This is a genomic window from Amycolatopsis sp. NPDC048633 (assembly GCF_040650695.1).
Taxonomy (GTDB): Bacteria; Actinomycetota; Actinomycetes; order Mycobacteriales; family Pseudonocardiaceae; genus Amycolatopsis.
This window is the reverse complement of the sequence record NZ_JBEZHS010000040.1, coordinates 25,261-51,874: the sequence shown is the minus strand read 5'-3', so window position 1 is coordinate 51,874 and position 26,614 is coordinate 25,261. Positions and strand designations below refer to the sequence as shown.

The following is a 26,614-nucleotide window of genomic DNA, read 5'->3' as shown; positions in this document are numbered from 1 at the left end:
CCCAAGGCCACCTTGGGTGCGTTCAACGCACCGAAGGCCGCCTTGGGTGCGTTCAACGCACCGAAGGCCACATTGGGGCGCTTGGATCCACGCTGGGCTCAGAGGCAGCCGGCCAGGGCCTCCAGCAGCAGTGAGCCCCGCTGGTCGGTGTCCTCGGGCTGCAGCTCGCTCGTCGTGAACGAAAACCCCAGTTCCTCCTCCGGCCACGCTCCGTGCCGGCCGCCGCCCGCGCCGGAGTGGCCGAACGCCACCCGGGCCGGGCCGTAGGTTCCCAGCGAGTCGGCCAGCTCGTACCCCAGGCCGAAGCGGACCGGGCGGTCGTTGATCGCGTCCGTGCCCGCCGACCACGTCGACGTCGCCGCCGCGAGCACCGGACGCGGGAGCAGGCCCGCGCAGATCCGGTCGTACAGCCGGGCCATCGCCGCCGCCGTGCCGGTCGCGCCGCCCGCGGCCAGCTCCGCCCGGCGGTACGCGGCCGAGTTGATCGCGTCCGGCTCCAGCAGCCCGCGGTACATCTTCTCCACGATGCGACGCCGGGCGGGATCGTGGAGAAAAGTACTGATCCGGTAGTCCGCCGACCGGGTCAACCGGGCGACGCGGTGGTCCTCCGACGCCGGCGTGCCGAGGTGGATGTCGGTGTCGCCCAGCAGGGACCGCACCACCGCACCCGCGGAACGGCCCGTGACCCGCCGGATCAGCTCCGTGCACAGGTAGCCGTAGGTCGCCGCGTGGTAGGCGACCCGCGAACCCGGTGTCCACAAGGGACGTTGCGACGCCAGGGCCCGCGCATTCGCCCGGTTGTCCAGGACGGGCACGTCCGCCTCGACGTACGGCAGCCCCACCGTGTGGGACAGCACGTGCGACACGTCGCCCGAGGAGAACTCCGGCCAATACCGCGAGACCGGCGACAAGGGGTCGATCCGCAGCAGCGCCATCACTGTCGCCACGACCCCCTTCGTGCCGGAGAACAGCACGACGAGGGTGTCCCGCGCCCAGCCCGGCCCGCCCCACAGCTCGACGAGCACCTCACCGCGCCGCACGACGCTGAACGCCGCCCCGCCGGCGGTCCGGGCCAGCACGCTGGCGAACGCGTCGCGCACCGGCTCGAACCCCGGTGCCACCGAACCCTTCACAGGCGCGGCGTCGCGGCCAGCAGTTCCCGCGTGTAGGAGTGCGACGGCGCGTCCAGGACGGCCCGGACCGGACCCTCCTCGACGATCGAACCGCCCTGCAGCACGGCGATCCGGTCCGCGACCTCGCCGGCCAGCGCGATGTTGTGCGTCACGAACAGCATCGCCATCCCCAGCTCCCGGCGCAGCTCGCCGAGCAGCTCGACGATCGTCGCCTGCACCGAGACGTCCAGCGCGGACGTCACCTCGTCGCACACCAGCACGTCCGGGGTGGTCACCAGCGCCCGCGCGATCGCGGCGCGCTGGCGTTCACCGCCGCTGAGCTCGTCCGGCAGCCGGTCGGCCAGCTTCCGCCCGAGCCGGACCCGGTCGAGCAGCTCGCCGACCCGCGATCGACGTTCCGCGCGCGAGAGCGACGTCAGCCGCGTCAAGGGCACCTCGATCGACTGCGCCACTGTCTTGCGCGGGTTGAGCGAGGAGAACGGGCTCTGGAAGACGTACTGGATCCGGCGCCGCTGCTCGTCGGACCGCTGCCGCGTGGACACGGCCAGCCCGGTGCCCGCCAGCGACACCGTCCCGGTGTAGGACCGCGTGAGCCCGGCGATGCACTGCGACAACGTGGTCTTCCCCGAACCCGACTCGCCGAGCAGCATCAGGCACTCGCCGCGGGCGACCGCGATGTCGACCCCGCGCAGCACGACGTGCGGTCCATAGGAGACGGTCACGCCCTTCGTGGCGAGCAGCGGATCTTCCGGGGGCGGCGCCACGGTCGTGGCGTCCGGATCGGGCACCGCGTCCAGCAACCGCCGCGTGTAGGCGTGCGACGGCGTCCGCAGCACGGACGACGCCGGCCCGCATTCGACGATCCCACCGTGGTACATCACGGCGACCCGGTCGGCGATCTCGGCGACCACCGCGAGGTCGTGGGTGATGTACAGGGCCGCGACGCCGTGCTCGGCGGTCAGCGACCGGACCGTCTTCAGGACCAGCGACTGCGTGACCACGTCGAGACCGGTCGTCGGCTCGTCCAGCACCACGACGGCCGGCCGGCACGCGAACGCCATCGCGATGCCGACCCGCTGCTGCTGCCCGCCCGAGAGCTGGTGCGGGTAGCGGCGCCGGTACGCCGGGTCCGGCGGCAGCCCGACCTCTTCGAGGACTTCGCCGACGCGCTCGTCGACCGAGCCCGGGTAGCCGTGGGTCTCGAGCACTTCGGCGATCTGCAGCCCGATCCGCAACGCCGGGTTGAGCGACAGCGCCGGGTCCTGCGGGATGTAGGCGACCGTGCTGCCCCGCAGCCGCCGCCGGCCCTCCGCATCCAGCGAAAGAACGTCGACGTCGCCCACGGTGATCTGTCCGCCGGTCGCCGCCAGCCCGCGCCGGAAGTGGCCGAGCGCGGCGAGCCCGGCGGTGGTCTTGCCGGACCCGGACTCGCCGACCAGCGCCAGGACTTCGCCGGGCGCGACGGCGAAAGAGACGTCGTCCAAAATGGACACCCCGGCCACAGTGGCCACGGCGAGCCCGGTGACCTCGAGAGCGGTGTTCATGCGCGGGCCTCCCGCTTCCGGCCGGCCGCGGCCGAGGCCAGCGCGTCGGCCACGAGGTTGGTTCCGACGGTCAGCGCGGCGATGGCCAGCACCGGGAGCAGCACGCCCCAGGGCTGGACGACCAGCGCGATCCGGTTCTCGTTGATCATCAGGCCCCAGTCGGCCGAGGGCGGCTGGATGCCGAGGCCGAGGAACGACAGCGACGCGATGTAGCCGATCGAGTAGGTCAGCCGCAGCCCGATCTCGACCATGAGCGGGCCGGTGATGTTCGGCAGGATCTCGCGCAGCAGGATCCGCGACCGCGGCACGGCGTACATCTCGGCCGCGCGGATGTAGTCGTGGCCGGTGACCGCGACGGTGGCTTGGCGCGCGACGCGGGCGGTCCGCGGCGCGTGCGTCAGGCCGATGACCAGCACGAGCAGCCAGCCCTGCGGCCCGATCACCGCGATCGCCAGCAACGCGATCACCAGCTGCGGGAAGGACAGCAGGACGTCGTTGCCGCGCATGAGCAGGCTGTCGAGCCGGCCGCCGCCGTACCCGGCGACCATGCCGAGCAGCGCGCCCAGGACGATCCCGAGCACGGTGGCGAGCACCGCGTAGAGCAGCAGTGTCGTCCCGCCGGCGAGGAACCGGGTCAGCACGTCGCGGCCGAGCCCGTCGGTGCCGGCGAACCCGTCCGGCTTGAACGGCTTCCCGGCGAAGTCGGTCGTGGTGTGCCCGGTGAGCACCGGCCCGAGCCATGGCCCGAGCAGGGCGATCAGCACCACGACGAGGGTGAGCGCCGCGCCCACCTTGGCCTGCGGGAACGTCCACGCGGTGCGGAAAAGCCCACCGGAGCGGGCCGGCGGTGCGGTCTCGGTGACGCTGCCGGGGAGTTCGACGGCGGTCATCGGCCTGCCTCCGTCCTGAGTTTCGGGTCGGCGAGGATGCCGACCACATCGGCGAGCAGGTTCACGACGATGTAGACGGCCGCGATGAGCAGGGTGATCGCCTGGACGACGGCGACGTCGCGCTTGCCGACCGCGTCGATCAGCGCCTGGCCGATGCCGGGGTAGCGGAACAGGAACTCGACGACCACGACCCCGCCGGCGAGCCACGCCAGCTGCAGCGCGACCACCTGGGCGACCGGGCCGATCGCGTGCGGCAGCGCGTGCCGGACCAGCACCGTCCGCTCCCGGACGCCCTTGAGCCGGGCCATCTCGACGTACCCGCTGTCGAGGACCTCGTTCATCGTCGCCCGCATCATCCGCGTGATGTACGGCGTCACGACCAGCACGAGCGTGAGCACCGGCAGCACGAGCTGGGCCGGCTCGTCCCACACTGCTTCGCCGGGCGCGGTGATCGTGACCGACGGGAAGATCTTGAACACCGTCGTGGAGAGCAGCACCACGAGCGCGACGCCGATGACGAACTCCGGCAGGGCGGCGATCACCAGGCTGATGCCGGAGACCACCTGGTCGGCGGCCCGGTCGCGGCGGAGCGCACTCCACGTGCCGAGCGCGAGCCCGAGCGGGGTGGCCAGCACCGCGGCGACGAGCAGCAGCACGAGCGACGCCGAGACCCGGTCGCCCAGCAGTGCCGTGACCGGGCCCTGGGTGGACGTCGACGTGCCGAGGTCGCCGGTGAACAGCCCGCCGAGCCAGTCGAGGTAGCGCTGCCACACCGGCAGGTCGAGGTGCAGCTGGTGCTGCAGGGCGGCGACGCGCTCGGGCGTGGCCTGCTGGCCGAGGATGGCCCGCGCGGGGTCGCCGGGCAGCAGCAGCGTCGCGACGAAGACCAGCAGGGACACCACCCAGAGCACGAGGACGCTGACGAGCAGGCGGCGCAGGATCAGCCGGGTCATCTCACGCCTCCTTCGTCGTGCCGAGCCAGGCATTGCGGAACTGGTAGCCGCTCAGCGAGATCCCGGTGCGGTCGGGGACCAGCCCGGCGACGTACTTCTGGTGCGCGTCGACCTGGTTGACGAAGCCCCAGACGATCAGCCCGCCGCGCTCGTACTCGATCTTCTGCGCCTGTTTCAGCAGGTCGGCCCGGGCCGCGGGGTCCACGGTGGAGCCGGCGCGGGTGACCAGGTCGACGAACTCCGGGTCCTGCCAATGGGTCTCGTTGTACGGCGCCTTCGGCAGCGTGCCCGAGGCGACCTGCGGGAGGTAGTTGCGGGTGTACCAGAAGTCCTGCGCGAAGTCCCAGGACAGGTAGTTCTCGCCGTAGAACGTCGTCGTGTCGAGCTTGCGGATCTTGACGGTGATCCCCGCCGCCTTCGCCTGCTGCTGGAACACCTGCGCAGCTTCGACCGCGCCCGCCTGGATGGGCGCGGTGACCAGCTCGACGTCCAAAGTGGAGTGCCCGGCTTCGGCGAGGAGCTGCTTCGCCTGGTCGATGTCGTGCCTGCGCTGGGGGAGTTCCTTGGCGTACGCGGGGTCGAACGGCGCGTAGAGGTCGTTGCCGAGCCGGCCCTGTCCGCTGAGGACCTGGTTGATCATCTGCTCGCGGTCCACGACGAGCCGCATGGCCTGGCGCACGCGGACGTCGTCGAACGGCGGCCGGTCGACGCGCATGGTGAACGGCAGCCAGGTGCCCGTCTCGGCGGCGAGCACCTCGAGCCGGGGGTCGCTGCGCAGGACGTCGACGAGAGCCACCGGGACCTGGTCGATCGCGTCCACCTGGGACGAGAGCAGCGCGTTGATGCGGGCGTCGTCGTCGGCGAAGTTGATCAGCACCAGTTCGTCGAGGTAGGGCTGACCGGGCCGCCAGTAGTGCTCGTTGCGGGTGAAGGTGCTCTGCTGCCCGGCCGTGAACGAGCCGGCCTTGAACGGGCCGGTGCCGATCGGGTGCTTCAGGTCGAAGTCCGCCGGGACGATGCCGAGCGAGTACTGGCCGAGCAGGTCGTCGAAGCCCGCGTTCGGCGTGTTCAGCCGGAACTCGACGGCCCGGTCGCCGCTCGGCGCCACCTCGGCCAGCATGGTCAGCCCGGCCGCGCCGCTCTTGGGGTCCTTCGGGTCCATGATCCGCTTGAAGGTGGCGATGACGTCCTGCGGGGTGACCGGGCGGCCGTCGTGGAACTTGACGCCGTCGCGCAGCACCGCCGTCCACGTCCGGGCGTCGGGCGACGGCGTCAGCGACTGTGCGACCAGGAACTCCAGCTTGTAGTCGTGGTCGCGGTTGAGCAGCGGCTCGTACAGGTTGATCACCCGCGCGATGTCCGGGTTGGTCGCCGGGGTGTGCGGGTCGAGGGAGTCGGACGCGCCGCCGCCGGTGACGCCGACGCGCAGCCGGCCACCGGACCGGGGCGGCCCGGTCGGGACCGGCGCGGCGTACGTCGCGCCGCAGCCGGCCGCCAGCAGCGCGACCCCGGTGGCGGCGAAGAACCGGCGGCGGGTGAAAGGACTACATCGCTCTTCCATGGTGGGGACTTCCGGTGGGAGCGGGCGTTCGGGTCAGGCGATGGCGCGCCCCGCGTAGTCCGGGACCGGGCTGAGGTGTTCGCGCAGCCGCTCCGCGACGTCGTCGGGAAGCGGCGAAGCTCTTGAGTCCGTGACGTGGATCGCCAGGATCTCCTCGGTGGCGACGAGGTCACCCGCGACCCGCATCTCGTGGCAGAGGCGGACCTTCTTCGCGCCGAGGCCGACCACCGACGTGGTCACGTTCAGTTCGGCGTCCGGCCCGACTTCGCGCAGGTAGCGGACGTGGGCTTCGACGGTGTACAGCGAGGAACCGCTGCGCTCCGGGCCGAGGCCGACGGTGTCCATCAGGTGTGTCGTCGCATCGCCGAAGACCAGCACGTAGTACGGCTCCGACAGGTGGCCGTTGTAGTCGATCCACTCCGGACGGACGCGGTCGTGGTGGGAGAGTTCAGCCACCACGCGCCTCCTCGACGGCCCGCTGGACGGCGATGATCGCCCGGTCGCGTTCGGCGACCAGATCGGCGATGGTGCGTTCACCGGCCTCGTCTTCACAGCCCTCGACAACCGCGTCCCGCAGTTCCGGTGTCAGTTCGGGGGCTTCGAGACGGGTCCACGGCGCCTTCAGCGACGGGCCGAAGTGGTCGAGCATGTGCGCCATGCCGCCCTCACCACCGGCGAGGTGGAAGGTGAGCATCGGGCCCTGGATGGGCCAGCGCAGGCCCGGCCCGGCGGTGATGGCGGTGTCGATCTGCTCGACGGTGGCCTCGCCGTTGTCCACCATGTGCAGGGCCTCGCGCCACAGTGCTTCCTGCAGCCGGTTGGCGATGAAGCCCGGGACCTCGCGGTCCATGGTGATCACGGTCTTGCCGACCCGCCGATAGAACTCCGCGGCCCGCTCGACCGCCCAGGCTTCGGTGCGCTCGCCGCCGGCGACCTCGACCAGGGGGATCAGGTAGGGCGGGTTGAAGGGGTGCCCGACGACCAGGCGTTCCGGCGTCACGGCGTCGGCCTGCATCTCCGTCATGCCGTAGCCGGACGTCGAGGACGCGACGACGATCCCGGCGGGGGTGACGGCGTCGATCTCGGCCAGGAGCTTCCGCTTGAGCGGGAGGTCTTCGGGGGCGCTCTCCTGGACGAAGGTCGCTTCGGACACCGCCTCAGCAAGCGTGGCGGTGACGACGAGGTTGTCCCGGCTCGCGCCGTCCTTCAGGCCGAGTGAGGTGAGCGCGGGCCAGGCGGCGTCGACCAGCCTCTTCAGCTTGGCTTCCGCGTCCGGTGCCGGGTCCCACGCGCGGACGTGGAAGCCCTGGGCGAGGAAGTGCGCGACCCAGCCGCCGCCGATCACCCCGGCGCCGACGCACGCGACGGTCTCAGGCATGGACGCGCTCCTTCAGGCCGAGGATCTCGCGAGCACGGGAAGCGCTTACCACGGTGGCGCCGAGATCCTGGACGATCCCGACGGCGCGCTCCACGAGCTGGCCGTTGGTCGCCTTGACCCCCTTGGCGAGGTAGAGGTTGTCCTCCAGCCCGACCCGGACGTGCCCGCCGAGCAGCACCGACTGCGCGACCCACGGCATCTGGTCCCGCCCGATGGCGAACGACGCCCACTGTGCGCTTTCGGGAAGCAGCTTCACCATCGCTTGCAGGAGCCCGGGGTCGACCGGCGCGCCGTAGGGGATGCCCATGCAGAGCTGGAACAGCGGGGGAGCGTCGATCAGGCCCTCTTCGACCATTTTGGACGCGAACCAGAGGTGGCCGGTGTCGAAGATCTCCAGCTCGGGCTTCACGCCGAGTTCCTGGATCCGTTTGGCGCCGGCTCGCAACATGTCCGGTGTGGACACGTAGAGCTGGCTGCCCTCACCGAAGTTGAGGGAACCGCAGTCGAGGGTGCAGATGTCCGGCAGCAGCTCTTCGACGTGCGGCAGGCGATCCATGGCGTTGACGAGGTCGGTGCCGTCGACCGGCTTGAGCGGGTCCTCCTGGTCGATCACCAGATCGCCGCCCATGCCCGCGGTCAGGTTGACGACGACGTCCACTTCGGACTCTTTGACCAGCCGTACGACTTCGCGGTACAGCGCGACATCCCGCGACGGCGAGCCGGTTTCGGGATCCCGTACGTGGATGTGCACGACGGCGGCGCCGGCGTTCGCGGCCTCGACGGCGCTCGCGGCGATCTGCGCGGGAGTGACCGGGACGTGCGGGCTGCGGCCGACGGTGTCCCCGGCCCCGGTGAGGGCACAGGTGACGATGACCTCGTGGTTCATCAGGGGTTCCCCCTTTTCAGCGTTTTCTGTGTGGACTGGTGACCTTCACCCGGCCGAGGTTCGGTGTCTTCGAGCGCGGACAGTTAGCGTCGCCGGTGTGTCTCGATTCCGCCTGTTGCCGACGCCCGTCCAGGAAGTCGGCTTGGTGGAGCATTGCTCGCACGCCCGGTTCGTGTGGAACCTCGCGTGCGAGCAGTACGCCCACTGGCGACCGGGCCGCGCGGCGGCTCCCGGCTACGGGGAGCAGGCGCGTCAGTTGACCGATGCGCGTGCGGCGTTCAAGTGGCTGAGGACAGGCAGTGTCACCGTTCAACAACAGGCTCTCCGGGACTTCGCTCAAGCGATGGCCAACTTCCACGGAGGAACACATCGCCGCCCGACTTGGCGTAAGGCGGGGCGACACGAAGGCTTTCGCCAGGTTGGTATGAAGCCCAGTCACGTGCACCAATTGAGCCGGAGGCGAGCCCGGCTCTGGGTGCCGAAGGTAGGGTGGGTCAGGTTCGTCCTGTCCCGTCGAGTGGGCGAGGCCGCGAGGTCCTATCGGGTCACAGTCGACCGGTGCGGGCGGTGGCATGTCGCGTTCGCGGTGGCTCCCGAACCGATACCGGCGCCCGGTAATGGCCGGGCAGTGGGAGTGGACCGTGGGGTCACTGTTTCGGCGGCGTTGTCGACCGGAGAGTTGTTGAAGGTGCCCGGTCTCACCGCCGGCGAATGTCGGCGGCTGAAGCGCCTTCGAAGAGCTCTGGAGCGGGCCGTTCCGGGATCGAACCGACGCAGTCAGGTCCGTCGGTCGTTTGCCCGGATGAAGGCTCGCGAAAGTGACCGGCGCAAGAACTGGGTGGAGCTGGTCAGTACGGATCTCGCTCGTGGCTTCGATCTTGTACGGGTCGAGAAGCTCGATATCCGTGCCATGACACGTTCCGCGAACGGGACGAATGATCGGCCAGGCCGGAACGTGCGGCAGAAAGCGGGGCTGAACCGGGGAATCCTGGCCAACGGATGGGGTCGGCTGGTCGTCAGGCTCGAGCAGAAGGCTGCAGGTCGCGTCGAGAAAGTCAGTGCCGCGTACACATCGCTGCAGTGCGCTACCTGTGGGCACGTCGCGCCGGAGAACCGCAAGAGCCAAGCGGCCTTCCGATGTGTCGCCTGCGGGTTCGCCTGCCACGCCGACGTCAACGCCGCACGCAATATCGCCACCGGACGGGCGGTGACAGCGCGGGGAGCCCTCCAGCCACTGGGCGGGGCTGTGAATCGCGAACCTCGACACAGTGCCTCCGGTCCTTGATCGGCGGTGTGGGTCGGAATCCCCGCGATGCGCGGGGAGGACGTCAACAGGCTCCTTTGACGATCGAGCTTTCGATGAAGTCGTGCAGGTGGTCTCGCATGCTTTCGACGGAGCTGCCGGGCCGCCCGGTCATCACCTGGATGCCGAGACCGTCGATCAACGCCGTGAGGAGCGTGGTCGCCGCGTCCGGGTCGGTCACCGCGAACACGCCCTGCTCGCGGCCCGTCCGGATGGTCATGGCGATCGAGCGGTACCAGCGGTCGATCGAGTCCGTGTACAGCGCGCGGAACGACGGGTCGAGCGAGGCCTCGTTCCAGACCTGCAGCCACACCGACCACTCGGCGCGCAGGACGCCGTCGGTCGGCAGCTGCAGCTCGACCAGGCGGTGCAGCCGCTCCTGCGCGTCCTCGATGGAGTGCAGCTCGGCCACCTGGCGGTCGAACGCGAGCTTCACGTTGCGCCGCAACGCTTCGTTGAGGACTTCGGTCTTGCTCGGGAAGTGGTAGTGGATGGTGGCGGTGCTGGTGCCACACGCCTCGGCGATGTCGGCGATGCGCACCTTGTGGTAGCCGCGTTCGGCGATCAGCGTCCAGGCCGTCTCCAGGATGCGGCGGCGGGGCTCGGACTGGGCGAGGTGGTCGGGATCGTCGCTCGCCAGGCGGGCGGCCGGCGCGGGCACCGCCGTGACGGTGACCGCGTCGTCGCTGCCGTTGAGCAGCCAGTTGACCGTGACGCCGCAGTACTCGGCGACGCGGACCAGTTCGTGCGGCGAGAACCGGCGGGTGCCGTTCAGCGCCTTGGACAGCTTCGTCTCGTCGAGCCCGATCGCGGCGGCGAACTCCCGCTGGGCCCCCGGCATGGCCTTGACCAGGCCGCGGACCCGGTCCCGCAGCTCGACGGTTTCGTCCATGCCAGGAGACGGTAACGCCACGTTGCGATAACCGCAATCCTTGACTGATGAGTCAGTCGAGGCGCAAGACAGGTGCGGACGTCAGCGCGGCACCACCGTGAACCGACGCAGGTCGAGCGCCGGGTTCTTCGCCCGTACCTCGGTGATCCGCTCCGGCGATACCTCGCCGACGGCCACGCCGGTCTGCTCGCCGAGCGAGGTGACGACCACGCCCATCGGGTCGACGAGCATGCTCGTGCCGGACCCGGTCGGCGCGGCTTGACCCGCCGCGGCGACGTAGAGCGTGTTCTCGATCGCGCGAGCGCGGACCAGCGTGCTCCAGTGGTACTCCTTGAGCGGCCCGGGCACCCACTCCGCGGGCAGCAGCACGACCTGCGCGCCCGCGTCGGCCAGCCGGCGCGTCACCTCGGGGAAGCGCAGGTCGTAGCAGGTCTGGAGGCCGAAGCGGACGCCGTCGACCTCGAACGTCTCCGGTTCGCTGATCTCGCCGGCGCGCACGACGTCGGACTCGCGGAAGCCGAACGCGTCGTACAGGTGGATCTTGCGGTAGAGGGCGGCCACCGCACCGTCCGGACCGGCCGCGACGAGGGTGTTGGAGATCCGCGAGCCGTCGAGGCGTTCGTTCATCCCGCCGACGATCGCGACGCCACGATCCTTCGCCAGGCCTCGCAGACCGGTGACGAACTCGCCGTCGAGGTCCTCGGCGGACTCGACGAACCGCCGGTCCATCGCCGGGACCGTGAACATCGCGTATTCGGGCAGCACCACCACTCGCGCGCCGCGGTCGGCCGCGTCGGCGACCAGCTTCGTGATCAGCGCGAGATTGGCGGTCTTGTCGTCTCCGGGCGCGAACTGCGCCAGGGCCACGTGCGTCATGCGACTTCCTTCCGGGGAGCGGCGGGCATGCGGTCGAGCTTGCCGAGCACGACCGTGTAGCAGAAGATCCCGGCGAGCAGCACCACGCCGGTGACGAGGAACGCGCCGGCGAACGAGCCGGTCACGTCCACGACGGTGCCGGTCACGATCGGCGCGGCGATGCCGATCATGTTGGCCACGAAGTTGACCAGCCCGCCGAGGGTGCCGGAGCAGCCTTCCGGCGCGATGACCGCGACGATGCTCGACCCGGCCGGGACCGACACGGCGAGCCCGGCGGCGCCGACCGACAGGAACACCAGCGCCACCGCGACCGACCCGGCGTAGGCGGCACCGGCGACCGAGAGCGCCACCAGCATGCTCGTCACGAGCACGATCCGCCGCGCCTTCGTTTCGTTGCCGGTGCGGGCGATCAGCCGGTCCAGCACGACCCCGCCGACGAGGAACTGCGCGAGCACCGCGACCAGCCACGGGATCATCGTGTAGAAGCCGCCGGCCAGGAGCTTCACGCCGAACTGCTTCTCCAGGTAGCCGGGCAGCCAGGTCAGCAGGACGTAGTACGCGTAGGTGTAGGAGGCGTACCCGAGGGCGAGGCCCCAGGTCTTGCGGCGGCGCAGCAGGTGTCCCAGCCCGGTGAGCGAGCTCGGCGTGGGCGCGTCCTCGTCGTCCGCGCCGCCTTCGCGCAGGTACGCGAACTCTTCGGGGGACAGCCTGCCGCGGGCCAGCGCCTGCTTCGGCGTCAGGTACAGCAGCCACCAGACCAGGAGGTACCCGACGCTGAGGACACCGGTGAAGACGAACGCCGCGTGCCAGCTGAACGCCGTCACGAGGAACGCCATCACCGGGATGCCGAGGACGTTGGAGATCTTGGCGCAGCCGTCGAAGACCGCGGTGGCGCGGCCGCGTTCGGACCGCGGGAACCACTGCCCGATCGCCTTCCAGCCGGCCGGGATCGTCGGCGCCTCACCGAATCCGAGGATCAGCCGCGACGCCATCAGCAGGCCGAGCCCGCCGGATGCCGCGGTCAGGAACGACGCGATCGCCCACAGCAGCGCGGCCGCGCGGTTGACCCAGCGGACGCCGATCCGGTCGATGATCGCGCCGATCGGCAGCTGCAGCACCGCGTACGTCCAGAGGAACGCCGAGGCGACGACACCGAGCTGGGCCGCGCTGAGGTGGAACTCGCGCATCATCTCGGGCCCGGCGATGGACAGGTTGACGCGGTCGACGTAGTTGACGAACGAGCCGAAACCGAGCACGCCGGCGATCGTCCAGCGGGTGCGGCCCGCGGTCCGGGTCTTGGTTCGCTCGGCCGTCGTCATCGCGTCTGCTCCGCGAGTGTGGTGGTCTCCTGGAAGGCCGCGGTGAGGCCGGCGGCGAGCGCGCCGTGCTGCATCGTCAGCGCGAGCTGGCCGGCGCCGTGGGCGAGGGCGAACTCCTTCTCTTCCCGGCTCCACGCGGGCAGGACCCACGGCTTTCCGGCCGCGCGGGCAGCGTCGGCGACGCGCTCCAGGTCGGCGAAGTCCCCGGGTTCACGGGTGTAGGCGCCGCGGTCCCGGCGCAGGGACAGGTCGGACGGGCCGACGAACACCCCGTCCACGGAGTCCAGCGCGAGGATCTCGGTGATGTCCTCGAGCGCGCCGGCGTCCTCGATCATCGGCAGGCAGCGGGTGCGGCGGTCCTGCTCGGTGACCCAGTCGTCGGTGAAGCCGCGGTAGCCGGTGGTGCGCCCGCCCGCGAAGCTGCGGTCGCCCAGGGGCGGGAACTTCGCGAACGCCGTCACGGCCTTGGCGTGCGCCGCGTTCTCGACGTGCGGGATGACGACCGCGTCGGCGCCGAAGTCGAGGGCCTGCTGGATCGGGCCGCGCTCGGGGCCGAGGACCTTGGCGAGCACTTCGAGCCCGAGCGCGCGCAGGAACGGGACGAACCGTTCGAGGTCGGCCAGGTCGAACGCGCCGTGCTCGATGTCGAGGACGGCGGCGCCGTAGCCGATCCCGCGGGCGATTTCGGCGGCCGCGAACGAGGGGTCGGAGAGCCAGACGGCGTAGCGCCGGTCGGCGGGGACTGGGGACATCGGGGAACCTCCTGCGCGCTCATGACGGTAGCTCCGGTCTTTGTGTGCACCGTGTATACACGATGGATATCAGTGGGTCCAGACGCTAAGCTGGCCGCCGGGACGACGAGGGGAGAGGCATGACGACCAGCGCTCCGGCCGGGCCGGCGCGGGACCGCGTGTACGCCTGGCTGCGCGACGGGATCATCGCGGGCGAGCTCGAAGGCGGCCGGTTCCTGGACGAGCAGTGGGTCTCGGGTGCGGTCGGGGTGTCGCGGACGCCGGTGCGCGAGGCGTTCCACCGCCTGGAGGCCGAGCGGTTCATCAGCCTGCTGCCGCGCAAGGGCGCGCAGGTCCGGACCGTGACGGCGCGCGAGCTGGAGGAGGTCTACCAGAGCCGGCGGCTGATCGAAGGCCACGCGATCGCGGAGGTCTGCGCGCTCCGGGCGGGGGCGCCCGCGGAGATGGCCGGCCTGATCGAGGAGATGGACCGCGCCGGGAAGGCTCGCGACTGGTTCGCGGTGTCGGGCCTGGACCGCTCCTTCCACCGCGCGATCGTGAACGCGGCGGGCAACTCGGTGCTGACGGAGTTGTACGACACGCTGCGCTCGCGCCAGCAGCGGGTCGCCGTGCGAGCACTGGAGGCTCGCCCGGAACGGCTGCCGGTGATCGACGCCGAGCACCGCGCTTTGGTGGCCGCGCTGGACGCGCACGACGCCGGGGAGGCGTCGAGGATCCTGAACCAGCACCTGCGCCCGGTGTCCGAAGTGGTCTCGGCCCTGGACCGCGGCTGACCCTCGGACGTCATGAACGACTCTTTCATGTCGTCCGGCGCGGTGAACGAGTCTTTCATGGCCTGTGGCGGGCCGGCGTCCCACGTAAGTCCGCGACCAGCGGCACCGGCCGGGCGAATGATAGGAATGGCCGGTGACCGAACCGAACCTGATCGAAGCCGCCGCGGCCGAGGCCGTCACGCTGACCAGCGAGCTCATCCGCATCGACACGACCAACACCGGCGACCCCGACACGCTGGTCGGCGAGCGGGCGGCGGCCGAGTACGTCGCGGAGAAGCTGACCGACGCCGGCTACGAGATCACCTACGTCGAGTCGGGCGGCAAGAACCGGCACAACGTCATCGTGCGGCTGGAAGGCGCCGACCGGTCCCGGGGCGGCCTGCTCATCCACGGCCACCTCGACGCGGTGCCCGCCGACCCGTCCGAATGGTCGGTGCACCCGTTCTCGGGCGCGATCCAGGACGACTACGTCTGGGGCCGCGGCGCGGTCGACATGAAGGACATGTGCGGGATGGCGCTCGCGCTGGCCCGGCACTACAAGATGAACAACGTCGTGCCGCCGCGCGACCTGGTCTTCGCCTTCCTCGCGGACGAGGAAGCGGGCGGCAAGTTCGGCGCCCAGTGGCTCGTCGAGAACCGGCCCGACCTCTTCGAAGGCGTCACCGAGGCGATCAGCGAGGTCGGCGGGTTCTCGATCACGCTCAAGGACGACGTCCGCGCCTACCTGATCGAGACGGCGGAGAAGGGCATCCGCTGGATGAAGCTGCGCGTGCGTGGCACCGCCGGGCACGGCTCGATGATCCACCGCGACAACGCCGTGACGAAGCTCGCCGAGGCCGTCGCGAAGCTCGGCAACCACCGGTTCCCGCTCGTGCTCACGGACTCCGTGAAGGAGTTCCTCGCCGGTGTCACCGAGATCACCGGCTGGGACTTCCCCGAGGACGACCTCGAAGGCTCGGTCGCCAAGCTGGGCAACATCTCCCGGATGATCGGCGCGACCCTGCGCGACACGGCCAATCCGACGATGCTCACCGCCGGGTACAAGTCGAACGTCATCCCGTCGGTCGCCGAGGCCGCGGTGGACTGCCGGATCCTGCCCGGCCGGCTGGAGGCGTTCGACCGCGAGCTCGACGAGCTGCTCGGGCCGGACATCGAGAAGGAGTGGATGGAGCTCCCGCCGGTCGAGACGACGTTCGACGGCGCCCTCGTCGACGCCATGACCGCCGCCGTGCTGGCCGAGGACCCGGGCGCGAAGACCCTGCCGTACATGCTGTCCGGCGGCACCGACGCGAAGTCCTTCCAGGACCTCGGCATCCGCAACTTCGGCTTCGCGCCGCTCAAGCTGCCGGCCGACCTCGACTTCTCGGCGCTGTTCCACGGCGTCGACGAGCGCGTCCCCGTCGAGGCGCTGAAGTTCGGCACCCGCGTGCTGGACCGGTTCCTGCGCACGTCCTGATGACCGCGTTCGCGCTCGCCGACGGCACGCCCCTGCAGGTGGTCCGCAGGGGCGACCCGGCCGCGCCGGTGACCGTGGTGTTCGTCCACGGCTACGCGCTCGACCAGCGCAGCTGGGGCCGGATCGCGCCGCTGGTGCCGGACGCGGCCGACGGGCCGGTGGCCGTGCTGACCTACGACCAGCGCGGCCACGGCGGCTCCGGGCGGGCGCGGCGCGGCACGGCGACGATGGCGCAGCTCGGCGACGACCTCGCCGAGCTGGTCGAGCGCGAGGTGCCCGAGGGACAGGTGGTGCTCGTGGGGCACGACATGGGCGGCCTGGCCATCATGTCGCTGTCCCAGCGCCATCGGGAGCTGTTCGCCGCGCGCGTGTCGGGGCTGGTGCTGCTCGCGACGTCGTCCGGAACGCTGGCGACCGAGGTGTCGGCGGCCTGGCCGAACGCGCTCGGCAAGCTGGCTCGCGACCTCGAGGCGGTGCTCGGCTCGAAGCTCTTCGGCGTGGTCCGGGAGCACACGAGCCGGGCGGTGAGCGCGGGTCTGCGGTGGTGGCTGTTCGGCGACGACCCGGACCCGGAGGTGGTCGAGCTGACGGTGAAGATGATCCGCGGCAACTGGCCGCACACCGTGTCGCTGTTCCGCCCGGCGCTGGACGCTTATGCCCGCGACTCGGCCTTGACGCAGGTCGGCGGCCTGCCGGTGACGGCGATCGTGGGGGAGCGGGACCGGATCGTGCGCGCGTCCGACGTCGAGCAGTGGGCCGCCGGCCTCGGCAACGGGACGGCGGTGGTGTTGCCCGGCGTCGGGCACGTCGTGCCGCTGGAAGCCGCGGCGCAGGTGCTGCCGCGGGTCGTCGCCCTGGTCAACGGCAGTACCCGACAAGAAGAGAGTTCTTGACAACTTCTGTGTTCGGCACGATGCTGAGCCCATGTTCTCCGTGGCGGTGATCGAAGACGCGTCGGCGGCCGAGGTGTCGCTGGACCCGGTCCGGGCCCGGCTGCTGGCCGAACTGGCCGAGCCGGCGTCGGCGACCATGCTGGCCGCGCGGGTCGGCCTGCCGCGCCAGAAGGTCAACTACCACCTTCGGGCGCTGGAGAAGCACGGCCTGGTGGAGCTGGTCGAGGAGCGGCGGAAGGGCAACGTCACCGAGCGGATGATGCGGGCGACGGCGTCGTCGTACGTCATCTCCCCGGTCGCGCTGGCCGCCGTCCAGCCGGACCCCGCCCAGTCGCCCGACCGGCTTTCGGCCCGCTGGCTGCTCGCGGTCGCGGGCCGGCTCGTGCGGGACGTCGGCCTGCTGATCACCGGCGCGGCCAAGGCCCAGCAGCGGGTCGCGACCTTCGCGCTCGACGGTGAAGTCCGGTTCGCGTCCCCCGCCGACCGCGCCGCGTTCGCCGAAGAGCTCGCGACCGCGGTCACCACCCTGGTCGGGAAGTACCACGACGAGACGGCCGAGAAGGGCCGTCCGCACCGGGTGGTCGTCGCGGTCCACCCCAGCGTCCCGGAGGAGACCGCCAGTGGGGCATGAGTTCGAAACGACCGACACCGCCGAGGTCGGCGCGACGCCGGAACAGCTCTGGGAAGCCATCGCGACCGGACCCGGCATCGACTCGTGGTTCATGGGCCGCAACGAGGTCGAGGGCGGCACCGGCGGAGTCGTCCGCGGCGCGTTCGGTGGCTTCCAGCCGGAGTACCGGATCCGGGAGTGGGACCCGCTCGAGAAGCTCGTCTACGGCAACGATCCCGCACCGGACGGGCGCACGATCGCCTACGAGTTCCTCATCGAGGGCCGCGCCGGCGGGAGCTCGGTGATCCGCTGCGTCACGAGCGGGTTCCTGCCCGGCGACGACTGGGAGGACGAGTTCGAGGCGATGACCGCCGGCGGCGCGATGTTCTTCCGCACCCTGGTCGAGTACGTCACGCACTTCGCCGGGCGCACGGCGGTGCCGGTCACCGCGTTCGGCCCGCCGGTGGGGGACTGGTCCGCCGCGTGGACCCGGCTCGGCGCGGCGCTGGGGCTGCCCGCGCGGCCCGCCGAGGGCGACCGGGTGCGGGTCGAGCTGCCCGGCCGGACCCCGCAGGAAGGCGTCGTCTACGCCGCGAACGACCAGACCGCCGGAGTGCGGACCGCGGACGCGATGATCCGCTTCCTGCGCGGCTTCCACGGCCCGATGGTCGCCGCCCACCACCTCTTCACCCCGGGTGCCGAGGCCGAAGCCGAGGAGAAGGCCTGGAGCGAGTGGCTGAACCGGGTGTTCGGCTAGGTCGGCAGTCCGCCGGGGAGACTCTCGGCCGTCTTCTTGCGGCGCAGCCAGACCTTGCGCGTGCCGTCGGCGTAGAGCCGCACGTTCCGCAGTTCCCAGCCCGCGAACTCCGCGTGGATGGAGAGCTGGATCGCCGCCGCACGCCGGGACACACCCGGGGGGAGGTGCAGGCGGCGATACTCCCAATCCCCTTCGACCACCGCCTCGCTGACCGTCGTCATGGCTGGATCACCTGGGTCCCTTCTCCGGCCGCCGAGCCGATGACCACCCGGCCGCTGGTTTCGTCCACCCCGACCGAGTCCGGCTGGCGCACGGTGGGGAAGCGGTACTTCTCGACGGGCTCGCCGCCACGGACGTCGAACCCGACCACCTCGTTGCGTTCGGTGAGCGTCACCCACGCCAGGCTTCGCTTCGCGTCGTAGGCGATCCCGTACGCGCCACCCGGCACGGGGTAGCGCTGCCGCATGATCAGCGGCGACGCCGAGAACGCGATCAGCGCACCCGCCCGCGCGTCCGTCACCAGCACCCGCCCGTAGGAGTCCGCCACGGCGTTCGCGGCACCGTCACCCGCGCGCAGACCTTCGTTGACCTTCCCCGCGGCGACGTCCACCGAGAACACGGCCGTCCGCAGCCGGTCCAGCACCACGACACCCGTCCCGGCGGCGACGATGTCGTCGGCGCTGTAGAGCTGCCCGCCGATCGTCCGCGCCGGACCCGTCGCCGGCAGCACCTGGATGTCCTTCGCCGTCCCCATCGCGACCAGCCGATCGGCGCCGTAAGCGATGCTCGACGCCGGCTGCCCGCCCGTCTTCGTCTCCGTGAGCTTCCGGCCCGGCAACGTCAGCTGCTGCACCACACCCTGAGCCGGCTCCGCGATCTCGACCCGCCCCGGCGCCACGGCCAGCTTCTCCGCTTTGCCGTATAACGGCATATTCACCGGGGCGGACGTGAGCGCGTCCAAGTCGTACAGCTGCAGCGAAGGCGGCTCGGAAAGCGCAACGACCAGGGTCCGTGAAGCACTGTCGACGGCGACGGCCGAAATCGCTCCGCCGGGCAGGACCTGACCGGCCGGCCGCACGGTCACCGCGGGGGAGACCGCGGGCTTCGCCGCCACGGGGTTGGCCACGATCTGCAGGTCGTCGCTGTCGGACTTGGCCGACGAGCAGCCCGAGAGCACCAGGACACCGGCGAGCGGGATCGCGATCCACGACACGGCGGCGAACCGACGCACGTTGCTGCCTCCACGTGTCCCTCGACGAGCGGTCAACACCAGCATCCTCCACGATCGTCTTGCCGTCACGTGCATGTCACCCAACAGACACCTAGCGCGGCCACCGCTCCGGGTAGCCGACCTCGATCGCGCTGACGTCGTCGAGCGCGGAGCGGATCGCGGGCGGGAGGGTGATGTCCTCCGCCGTCAGCGAGCCGGTGAGCTGACCGGTGTCCCGCGCCCCGACGACCGGGGCGGCGACCCCGGGCCGGTCGCGGACCCAGGCCAGCGCGACGGCCAGCGGCGACGTGCCGAGCCCGTCGGCGGCCGTCGCGACCGCCTGCACGATCCGGGCGGCCCGGTCGGTGCGGTGGTGCTCGACGTAGCCGGCGTACGCGCTGTTCGCGCCGCGCGAGTCGGCGGGCGTGCCGGTGCGGTACTTGCCCGTCAGCACGCCGCGGCCCAGCGGCGCCCAGGGCAGCAGCCCGACGCCGTGGTGCTCGGCGGCCGGGACGACCTCGCGGTCCACGCCGCGTTCCAGCAGCGAGTACTCGACCTGGGTGGAGACGATCGGTGCGACCGCAGCGGCGCCGGCGGCGGCCGTGGCCAGCTGCCAGCCCGCGTAGTTCGAGACGCCGACGTAACGGGCCTTGCCGGTGGTGACGGCGTACTCGAGCGCGGCGAGGGTTTCGGCGATCGGCACGCAGGTGTCCCAGGCGTGCAGCTGCCACAGGTCGACGTGGTCGGTGCCGAGCCGCTTGAGCGAGCCCTCGAGCGCGGTGAGCAGGGCGCCGCGGGAGGCGCCGCCGCCGAACGGGCCGTCGGTGCGCCGGGCGACCGCCTTGGTCGCGAGGACGATGTCGTCGCGGGGCACGAGGTCACCCAGAAGTGAGCCGAGGACCCGTTCGGCCTCGCCCTCGCCGTAGATGTCGGCCGTGTCCACCAGGGTGCCGCCGGCGTCCACGAAGGCGACCAGCTGGCTGGCCGCTTCCTCCGCGTCGGTGTCGCCACCCCAGGTCATGGTGCCGAGCGCCATCCGCGAGACACGCAGTCCCGAGCGGCCGAGCAGTCGCTTTTCCACGACCGCCGAGCCTAGTGGGCGGCCCCTCTCGAACATGACCAAGGTGAGTCGTGTCGCCCACAAGGGCCCCCGTTAGGGTTCGGCCCCGTGCGACTCGGACTCAATCTCGGCTACTGGGGAGCGGGGAACGACCCCGCGAACCTGGCCCTGGCGAAACAAGCGGAAGACCTCGGCTACGCGGTCGTGTGGGCTGCGGAGGCCTACGGCTCGGACGCGGTGACGGTGCTCACGTGGATCGCGGCGCGGACGTCGCGGATCGACGTCGGCGCGGCCGTGCTGCAGATCCCGGCCCGGACCCCGGCGATGACGGCGATGACCGCCGCGACCCTCGACACGCTCTCGGGCGGCCGCTTCCGGCTGGGGCTCGGTGTGTCCGGCCCGCAGGTGTCCGAAGGCTGGCACGGCGTGCGGTTCGCGTCGCCGCTGGGCCGCACCCGCGAGTACGCCTCGATCGTGCGCTCGGCGCTGCGGCGGGAACGGGTGAAGTTCGAGGGTGAGCACTTCACGCTGCCGCTGCCGGACGGCCCGGGCAAGGCGCTGCGGCTGACCGTCCGGCCCGCCCGCAAGCACATCCCGCTCTACCTGGCCGCGATCGGCCCCAAGAACCTGGAGCTGACCGGCGAGATCGCCGACGGCTGGCTGCCGGTGTTCTTCTCGCCGGCGCACGCGGGGGAGCAGCTGGCGCAGCTGCGGGCCGGTGCCGAGCGGGCCGGCCGCACGCTGGAAGGCTTCGACGTCGTCCCGACCGTGCCGCTGGTGCCCGGCGACGACTGGCGGGCCTGCGCGGACGCCGTCCGCGGGTACGCGGCGCTGTACCTCGGTGGGATGGGCAGCAAGGAGCAGAACTTCTACAACCGGCTGGCCTGCCGGATGGGCTTCGAGGCCGAAGCCGCCGAAGTACAGGAGAAGTACCTGGCCGGCGACCGGGCGGGGGCGATGGCGGCGGTGCCGCTGGAGTTCCTCGACGCGACGTCGCTGCTGGGCCCGAAGGAACGGATCGCGGAGAAGATGACCGAATACGCCGAGGCCGGCGTGACGACCCTGTCGGTGTCGCCGTACACCCCGGACGCCGGGGCCGCGCTGACCACCGCCGTCGAGGCGCTCGAGAAGGCGGGGGTGGCCTGACGTGGGCTGGTTCGAAGCACTCGTCCTGGGCCTGGTCCAGGGCCTGACGGAGTTCCTCCCGATCTCCTCGAGCGCGCACCTGCGGATCGTCGCGGCGCTCGTCGGCTGGGACGACCCGGGCGCGGCGTTCACCGCCGTCACCCAGATCGGTACCGAGCTGGCGGTGATCCTCTACTTCGGCAAGAAGATCGGCCGGATCCTGCAGGCCTGGTTCTTCTCGCTGTACAAGCCGGACTGGCGCCGCGACCCGGACGCCCGGCTGGGCTGGCTGATCATCATCGGCTCGCTGCCGATCGTGGTGCTCGGCCTGCTGCTGCAGGACCAGATCGACAGCGCGTTCCGCGACCTGCGGATCACCGCCACCGTGCTCATCGTGTTCGGCCTGATCCTGCTCTACGCCGACCGGGTCGGGAAGCAGGAGCGGACGCTGGACCACCTGACCGTGCCGCACGGCCTCGGCTTCGGGTTCGCCCAGGCGCTGGCCCTGATCCCGGGCGTCTCCCGCTCGGGCGGCACGACCAGTGCGGGCCTGCTGCTGGGCTACACCCGCGCGGAGGCGGCGGAGTACTCGTTCCTGCTGGCGCTGCCCGCGGTGTTCGGGTCGGGCGTGTACAAGCTCAAGGACATCGGGTCGGGCGGCGTGCCGGCCCAGTGGGGCCCGACGATCCTGGCGACGCTGGTCGCGTTCGGCGTCGGGTACGCGGTGATCGCGTGGCTGATGGCCTACATCAAGAAGCGCAGCTTCGTGCCGTTCGTGATCTACCGGCTGGTGCTCGGCGTGCTGCTGTTCGTGCTGATCTTCACCGGCGTCCTGGACCCGAACGCTGGTCCGGTCAGCAACTGACCTGCGGCGCCGGTTCCGCCTGCGCGGCTGTGGTGTCATGAACGACCCTTTCACCGCGTCAGACGCGGTGAAAGGGTCGTTCATGACGTCCGGGCTTGCCTGGTCCGCCGGACTCCCGAACGGCGGGTGAGCCACTGATCCGCCCGCGTGGGGACCGCTTGATCGGTCCCCACGTAGGGTGGGGCTCGTGAGTACGGTCATTCTGCTCAGGCACGGCAAATCGACGGCCAACGGCTCCGGTGTGCTGGCCGGGCGTTCCCCGAAGGTCAACCTCGACGACACCGGCCGCGCCCAGGCGGAGAAGCTCGTCGAACGGCTCGATGGCGTGCCGCTGGCGGAGCTCGTCGTGTCGCCGATGCTGCGGTGCAAGCAGACGGTCGGCCCGCTGGCCACCGCGCGCGGGCTCGGCAAGGTCGTCGAGCCCGGGTTGTCCGAAGTGGACTACGGGGACTGGACCGGCAAGGAGCTCAAGCACCTGGCGAAGGAGCCGCTCTGGCGGGTCGTGCAGGCGCACGCCTCGGCCGCGGTGTTCCCCGGCGGCGAAGGGCTCGCGGCGATGCAGGCGCGGTCGGTGGCCGCCGTCCGGGCGCACGACCGGCGGATCGCCGCCGAGTACGGCGACCACGCCGTCTGGCTGCTGTGCAGTCACGGTGACGTCATCAAGTCCATCCTCGCCGACGCGCTCGGCCAGCACCTGGACGCGTTCCAGCGGATCGTCGTCGACCCCTCGTCGATCTCGGTCGTGCGCTACACCGAGACGCGGCCGTTCGTCATGCGGGTCAACGACCACAGCGGCGACCTCCGGGGAATCGTGCCGCCGGAACCCAAGCCGAAGCGGGGCAAAAAGGCCGCCGGGAGCAGCGACGCCGTCGTGGGCGGTACCACCGGCCGGTGAGCTTGGCCACCTCCGGAAAGCGCTGACATCCGCACAGGTGGACCACGTAGGGTGGCGGGACCGAGTGTTGCACCCCGACCAGGAGCCTGCCCCGATGATTTCGCCGGACAACCCGTTCGCCGCACCCAGCGAACTGCCCTACGCCCTGCCGCCCTTCGACCGGATCGCGGACGAGCACTACCGGCCCGCGTTCGAGGCCGGACTGGCCGAGCACGCGGCGGAGATCGAGCAGATCGCGGCGCAGGACGCCGAGCCGACGTTCGAGAACACCATCGTCGCCCTCGAGCGCGCCGGCGAGCTGCTGGGCCGCGTGGCGAGCGTGTTCTACAACCTCTCCGGCTCCAACAGCACCGACGAGATCCAGGCGATCCAGGCGGAGTTCGCCCCGAAGCTGGCCGCCCACCACGACGCGATCCACCTGAACCCGAAGCTGTTCGCCCGGATCGACGCCCTCCACGCGCGGCGTGAAGAGCTCGGCCTGGACGAGGAGTCGCGGCGGCTGCTCGAACGGCGCCACCTCGACTTCAGCCGCGCGGGTGCCGGGCTCGGCGAGGCGGAGCAGGCCCGCCTGCGGGAGCTGAACGGGCAGCTGTCCACGCTGCAGACGAAGTTCCAGCAGAACCTGCTCAAGGACACCAACGACCTGGCCGTGGTGATCGCCGACCGCGCCGAGCTGGCCGGCTTCGGCGACAGCGCGATCGCCACCGCGGCCGAAGCGGCGACGGCCCGCGGCGAAGACGGCAAGTACGTCATTCCGCTGACTCTGCCGACGAGCCAGGCCTCACCGCTGGAGACGCTGCGCGACCGCGACGTCCGCGCGCGGATCCACGCCGCGTCGATGGCGCGGGGCAACCGCGGCAACGAGTTCGACAACAACACCCTCGTCGCGGAGATCGCGCACCTGCGGGCCGAACGCGCCGCGCTGCTCGGCTACCCGAACCACGCGGCGTACGTCATCGCCGACGAGACGGCGAAGACCGCCGAAGCCGCCGCCGGGCTGCTCGAGCGGCTGGCGCCCGCCGCCGTGGCGAACGCCCGCACCGAAGCCGCGGAACTGCAAGGGCTGCTCGAAGCCGACGTTCCCGGGACGACGCTGCGTCCGTCGGACTGGCCGTACTACGCCGCCCAGGTCCGCCGCGAGCGCTTCGACGTCGACACCGAGGCCCTGCGCCCGTACTTCGAAGCCGACCGCGTCTACCTCGACGGCGTCTTCTTCGCCGCCACCAAGCTCTACGGGCTCACCTTCACCGAGCGGACCGACCTCCCCAAGTACCACCCGGAGGTCCGGACCTTCGAGGTGTTCGACACCGACGGCACCCCGCTCGGGCTGTTCCTGCTCGACCTCTACACCCGCGACGCCAAGCGCGGCGGCGCGTGGATGAACACCTTCGTCGACCAGTCGGAGCTGCTGGACCGCAAGACGGTCGTGGTCAACGTGCTCAACGTCGGCAAGCCGCCGGCGGGGGAGCCGACGCTGCTCACGTTCGACGAGCTCGTCACCGCGTTCCACGAGTTCGGCCACGCGCTGCACGCCCTGGTCTCGTCGGTCCGCTTCCCGACGTTCTCCGGCACCAACGTGCCCCGCGACTTCGTCGAATACCCGTCCCAGGTCAACGAGATGTGGATGCTGTGGCCGGAGGTGCTGGCCAACTACGCCAAGCACCACGAGACGGGGGAGGCCCTGCCCCAGGAGCAGGTCGACAAGCTCCTCGCCGCCCAGCAGTACGGCGAAGGCTTCGCCACCACCGAATACCTCGCCGCGTCCCTGCTCGACCAGGCGTGGCACCGCCTCGGCGTCGACGACCACGTCGAGGAGGTCCAGCGGTTCGAGACCGACGCGCTCGTGAAGGCCGGCGTGGCCGTCGAAGCGATCCCGCCGCGCTACCGCACGACGTACTTCGCGCACGTCTTCAGCGGCGGCTACAGCGCCGGGTACTACTCGTACATCTGGAGCGAGGTCCTCGACGCCGACACCGTCCAGTGGTTCCGGGAGAGTGGCGGCCTGACCCGCGACAACGGCGACCACTTCCGCCGCACCCTCCTGGGTAGGGGAGGGAGCATCGACCCGATGGACGCCTTCCGGGCCTTCCGCGGCCGCGACCCCGAGATCGACCCGCTCCTGGCCCGCCGCGGCCTCAACGGAGTCTGACCACTCTCCTTTAACTGTATAACGCCCTATACCGCGGGACCAATTTTCAAAAAATTGGTCCCGCGGTCGCGTTCATCCCCAAAAACCGCACAGAAGACCGGGGCCAGGGCAGCTGGGACTGCCCTTCGACCTGCGCGTCCGTGACTCTCGCCGAGGTAGCCGGAGAGCTAGCTTGAAGGCTTCGATGATTCTCGGGGAGGGAGATCCGATGAGCGGATCACGTCGGATATCGATGATCGTGAGCTTGTTCGTGCTCGCGATGAGCAGCCTGTTCGTGGTGCCGGCGTCGGCCGGGACCCAGACGGCCGCCACCACGGAGGCGGTCTGCACGGGAGCGGGTTCCTGCTGGTTCAGCTGGGGTCGCATCACGGCGGGCGACTGCATCATGGATGGGGCGAAGTGGACGCTGAACCGGGACGGCAGCGCGTCGTTCGAGGCGGTGATCTTCAGCAGCGACAGCGACGACTGGTGGCTGATGTGGCCGAACGCCTTGGACAGCTCCGGCTTCGTCCTGGGCCCGATCACGCACGGCGGTGACCCCAAGTTCGTGCGGAACACGGTCAAGGGTCAGTGGACGTGGTGGTTCGACGCCGGGTCGTTCGACGCCCGGTTCTTCGACCGGATCGACCGGATGCGGCTGAGCAACAGCTGCTAGCGGACGCTGTGGGGCGGTTCTCCGGAACTGCCCCACAGCGGGTTCGTCAGCTCGTGACGATGTGGTCGACGAACCCGTAGGCGAGGGCTTCGTCCGCGTCGAACCAGCGGTCGCGGTCGGCGTCGGTGGTGATCCGTTCGACGGTCTGGCCCGTCTGGCGGGCGGTGATCTCCGCGATGTGGCGTTTCATCTTGCCGAACACCTCGGCCTGGATGGCGATGTCGGTGGCGCCGCCGCTGATGCCGGCCGAGGGCTGGTGCATGACGATGCGGGTGTTCGGCAGCAGGTGGCGTTTGCCGGGCTTGCCGGAGGAGAGCAGGAACTGGCCCATGGAGGCGACGAAGCCGAGGCCGTAGGTCGAAACGTCCGGTTTGACGAGCTGCATCGTGTCGTAGATGGCCATCCCGGCGGTCACCGAGCCGCCGGGTGAGTTGATGTAGAAGGTGATGTCCTTCGTGGGGTCGTCGGCGGCCAGCAGGAGGAGCTGGGCGATGATCCGGTTGGCCACCTCGTCGTTGACCTCGGAGCCGAGGAAGACGATGCGGTCGCGCAGGAGTTGCTGGTAGACCGAGTCTTCGGGTGCCGCGCTCGGTACTTGCATTTCGGGTAGGGCGAGTGTGGTCATGGTCCGACGGTAGGGCCGGGGGTCGCGGGTCCGCCGGTGGTTTCGCTGTGAGCG

27 protein-coding genes are annotated in these 26,614 nt (G+C 70.9%); 11 read left to right on the top strand and 16 right to left on the bottom strand.

Annotated features, from left to right (window positions below; translation table 11 throughout):
* Window positions 1-98: 98 nt before the first annotated feature.
* The 8 genes from AB0C38_RS42420 to AB0C38_RS42385 are packed head-to-tail and all read right to left on the bottom strand — an operon-like array spanning window position 99 to window position 8,345.
* Window positions 99-1,121: a serine hydrolase domain-containing protein gene (locus tag AB0C38_RS42420; protein WP_360684692.1), complete on the bottom strand. Its 1,023-nt coding sequence runs from the start codon at window positions 1,119-1,121 to the stop codon at window positions 99-101.
* A gap of 8 nt (window positions 1,122-1,129) precedes the next feature.
* Complete coding sequence (locus tag AB0C38_RS42415; protein ID WP_360684689.1) at window positions 1,130-2,677, bottom strand: ABC transporter ATP-binding protein; 1,548 nt, start codon at window positions 2,675-2,677, stop codon at window positions 1,130-1,132.
* The gene (locus AB0C38_RS42410) at window positions 2,674-3,567 is read right to left on the bottom strand and encodes an ABC transporter permease (RefSeq protein WP_360684686.1); all 894 of its coding nucleotides are present in this window, start codon (window positions 3,565-3,567) and stop codon (window positions 2,674-2,676) included. The genes AB0C38_RS42415 and AB0C38_RS42410 overlap by 4 nt, the downstream gene beginning before the upstream one ends.
* The gene (locus AB0C38_RS42405) at window positions 3,564-4,520 is read right to left on the bottom strand and encodes an ABC transporter permease (RefSeq protein WP_360684683.1); all 957 of its coding nucleotides are present in this window, start codon (window positions 4,518-4,520) and stop codon (window positions 3,564-3,566) included. The genes AB0C38_RS42410 and AB0C38_RS42405 overlap by 4 nt, the downstream gene beginning before the upstream one ends.
* Before the next feature lies 1 nt (window position 4,521).
* Window positions 4,522-6,081: an ABC transporter substrate-binding protein gene (locus AB0C38_RS42400; RefSeq protein WP_360684680.1), complete on the bottom strand. Its 1,560-nt coding sequence runs from the start codon at window positions 6,079-6,081 to the stop codon at window positions 4,522-4,524.
* Window positions 6,082-6,114: 33 nt separating this feature from the next.
* Entirely contained in the window at window positions 6,115-6,537 is a 423-nt protein-coding gene (locus AB0C38_RS42395) for a thioesterase family protein (RefSeq protein WP_360684677.1), read from the bottom strand.
* Window positions 6,530-7,459, bottom strand: coding sequence for a 3-hydroxyacyl-CoA dehydrogenase NAD-binding domain-containing protein (locus AB0C38_RS42390; protein ID WP_360684674.1), 930 nt, complete (start codon window positions 7,457-7,459; stop codon window positions 6,530-6,532). The genes AB0C38_RS42395 and AB0C38_RS42390 overlap by 8 nt, the downstream gene beginning before the upstream one ends.
* Window positions 7,452-8,345, bottom strand: a complete 894-nt coding sequence (locus AB0C38_RS42385; protein ID WP_360684671.1) for a 3-keto-5-aminohexanoate cleavage protein — start codon at window positions 8,343-8,345, stop codon at window positions 7,452-7,454. Before AB0C38_RS42385 ends, AB0C38_RS42390 begins: the two co-directional genes overlap by 8 nt.
* On the opposite strand from AB0C38_RS42385, the gene AB0C38_RS42380 reads away from it, so the two are divergent.
* Window positions 8,329-9,630 carry a transposase gene (locus tag AB0C38_RS42380; RefSeq protein ID WP_360684789.1) on the top strand — a complete coding sequence of 434 codons (1,302 nt, stop codon included), beginning with the start codon at window positions 8,329-8,331 and terminating at the stop codon, window positions 9,628-9,630. The genes AB0C38_RS42385 and AB0C38_RS42380 overlap by 17 nt on opposite strands.
* A gap of 43 nt (window positions 9,631-9,673) precedes the next feature.
* Here AB0C38_RS42380 and AB0C38_RS42375 read toward each other — a convergent pair whose 3' ends face one another.
* The 4 genes from AB0C38_RS42375 to AB0C38_RS42360 all read right to left on the bottom strand — a co-directional run bounded on the left by AB0C38_RS42375 (window position 9,674) and on the right by AB0C38_RS42360 (window position 13,487).
* Window positions 9,674-10,540: a TetR/AcrR family transcriptional regulator gene (locus AB0C38_RS42375; RefSeq protein WP_360684668.1), complete on the bottom strand. Its 867-nt coding sequence runs from the start codon at window positions 10,538-10,540 to the stop codon at window positions 9,674-9,676.
* Window positions 10,541-10,621: 81 nt separating this feature from the next.
* Window positions 10,622-11,416 carry a carbon-nitrogen hydrolase family protein gene (locus tag AB0C38_RS42370; RefSeq protein WP_360684665.1) on the bottom strand — a complete coding sequence of 265 codons (795 nt, stop codon included), beginning with the start codon at window positions 11,414-11,416 and terminating at the stop codon, window positions 10,622-10,624.
* Window positions 11,413-12,735 carry an MFS transporter gene (locus AB0C38_RS42365; protein ID WP_360684662.1) on the bottom strand — a complete coding sequence of 441 codons (1,323 nt, stop codon included), beginning with the start codon at window positions 12,733-12,735 and terminating at the stop codon, window positions 11,413-11,415. The genes AB0C38_RS42370 and AB0C38_RS42365 overlap by 4 nt, the downstream gene beginning before the upstream one ends.
* Window positions 12,732-13,487 (bottom strand): aldolase/citrate lyase family protein, encoded by a 756-nt coding sequence (locus AB0C38_RS42360; protein ID WP_360684659.1) that lies wholly within the window; start codon window positions 13,485-13,487, stop codon window positions 12,732-12,734. The genes AB0C38_RS42365 and AB0C38_RS42360 overlap by 4 nt, the downstream gene beginning before the upstream one ends.
* A 119-nt stretch (window positions 13,488-13,606) precedes the next feature.
* Between AB0C38_RS42360 and AB0C38_RS42355 the strand changes: the two genes are divergently transcribed.
* The 5 genes from AB0C38_RS42355 (at window position 13,607) to AB0C38_RS42335 (ending at window position 17,976) form a co-directional block, all read left to right on the top strand.
* Complete coding sequence (locus AB0C38_RS42355; protein WP_360684656.1) at window positions 13,607-14,260, top strand: GntR family transcriptional regulator; 654 nt, start codon at window positions 13,607-13,609, stop codon at window positions 14,258-14,260.
* Window positions 14,261-14,393: 133 nt separating this feature from the next.
* Entirely contained in the window at window positions 14,394-15,716 is a 1,323-nt protein-coding gene (locus tag AB0C38_RS42350; protein WP_360684653.1) for a M20/M25/M40 family metallo-hydrolase, read from the top strand.
* A complete protein-coding gene (locus tag AB0C38_RS42345; RefSeq protein WP_360684650.1) occupies window positions 15,716-16,609 on the top strand; it encodes an alpha/beta hydrolase in 894 nt (297 codons plus the stop codon). The genes AB0C38_RS42350 and AB0C38_RS42345 overlap by 1 nt, the downstream gene beginning before the upstream one ends.
* Before the next feature lie 31 nt (window positions 16,610-16,640).
* Window positions 16,641-17,240 carry a helix-turn-helix domain-containing protein gene (locus AB0C38_RS42340; protein ID WP_360684647.1) on the top strand — a complete coding sequence of 200 codons (600 nt, stop codon included), beginning with the start codon at window positions 16,641-16,643 and terminating at the stop codon, window positions 17,238-17,240.
* A complete protein-coding gene (locus tag AB0C38_RS42335) occupies window positions 17,230-17,976 on the top strand; it encodes an SRPBCC domain-containing protein (RefSeq protein ID WP_360684644.1) in 747 nt (248 codons plus the stop codon). Before AB0C38_RS42340 ends, AB0C38_RS42335 begins: the two co-directional genes overlap by 11 nt.
* On the opposite strand, the gene AB0C38_RS42330 is transcribed toward AB0C38_RS42335, so the two are convergent.
* The 3 genes from AB0C38_RS42330 to AB0C38_RS42320 all read right to left on the bottom strand — a co-directional run bounded on the left by AB0C38_RS42330 (window position 17,973) and on the right by AB0C38_RS42320 (window position 20,267).
* A complete protein-coding gene (locus AB0C38_RS42330) occupies window positions 17,973-18,197 on the bottom strand; it encodes a DUF5703 family protein (protein WP_360684641.1) in 225 nt (74 codons plus the stop codon). The genes AB0C38_RS42335 and AB0C38_RS42330 overlap by 4 nt on opposite strands.
* A complete protein-coding gene (locus AB0C38_RS42325) occupies window positions 18,194-19,207 on the bottom strand; it encodes a hypothetical protein (RefSeq protein ID WP_360684638.1) in 1,014 nt (337 codons plus the stop codon). The genes AB0C38_RS42330 and AB0C38_RS42325 overlap by 4 nt, the downstream gene beginning before the upstream one ends.
* A gap of 91 nt (window positions 19,208-19,298) precedes the next feature.
* Window positions 19,299-20,267, bottom strand: a complete 969-nt coding sequence (locus tag AB0C38_RS42320; RefSeq protein ID WP_360684636.1) for an aldo/keto reductase — start codon at window positions 20,265-20,267, stop codon at window positions 19,299-19,301.
* Window positions 20,268-20,354: 87 nt separating this feature from the next.
* Here AB0C38_RS42320 and AB0C38_RS42315 point away from each other — a divergent pair, with 87 nt between their 5' ends.
* From AB0C38_RS42315 to AB0C38_RS42295, 5 genes are all read left to right on the top strand, one after another.
* Entirely contained in the window at window positions 20,355-21,392 is a 1,038-nt protein-coding gene (locus tag AB0C38_RS42315; RefSeq protein WP_360684633.1) for an LLM class F420-dependent oxidoreductase, read from the top strand.
* 1 nt (window position 21,393) lies between these two features.
* Complete coding sequence (locus AB0C38_RS42310) at window positions 21,394-22,236, top strand: undecaprenyl-diphosphate phosphatase (RefSeq protein ID WP_360684630.1); 843 nt, start codon at window positions 21,394-21,396, stop codon at window positions 22,234-22,236.
* 187 nt (window positions 22,237-22,423) lie between these two features.
* Complete coding sequence (locus AB0C38_RS42305; RefSeq protein ID WP_360684627.1) at window positions 22,424-23,131, top strand: histidine phosphatase family protein; 708 nt, start codon at window positions 22,424-22,426, stop codon at window positions 23,129-23,131.
* Between the two features lie 94 nt (window positions 23,132-23,225).
* Window positions 23,226-25,280 carry a M3 family metallopeptidase gene (locus AB0C38_RS42300; RefSeq protein ID WP_360684624.1) on the top strand — a complete coding sequence of 685 codons (2,055 nt, stop codon included), beginning with the start codon at window positions 23,226-23,228 and terminating at the stop codon, window positions 25,278-25,280.
* Between the two features lie 208 nt (window positions 25,281-25,488).
* Complete coding sequence (locus AB0C38_RS42295) at window positions 25,489-25,935, top strand: DUF6294 family protein (protein WP_360684621.1); 447 nt, start codon at window positions 25,489-25,491, stop codon at window positions 25,933-25,935.
* Between the two features lie 46 nt (window positions 25,936-25,981).
* On the opposite strand, the gene AB0C38_RS42290 is transcribed toward AB0C38_RS42295, so the two are convergent.
* The gene (locus AB0C38_RS42290; protein ID WP_360684618.1) at window positions 25,982-26,560 is read right to left on the bottom strand and encodes an ATP-dependent Clp protease proteolytic subunit; all 579 of its coding nucleotides are present in this window, start codon (window positions 26,558-26,560) and stop codon (window positions 25,982-25,984) included.
* Between the last annotated feature and the right edge of the window lie 54 nt (window positions 26,561-26,614).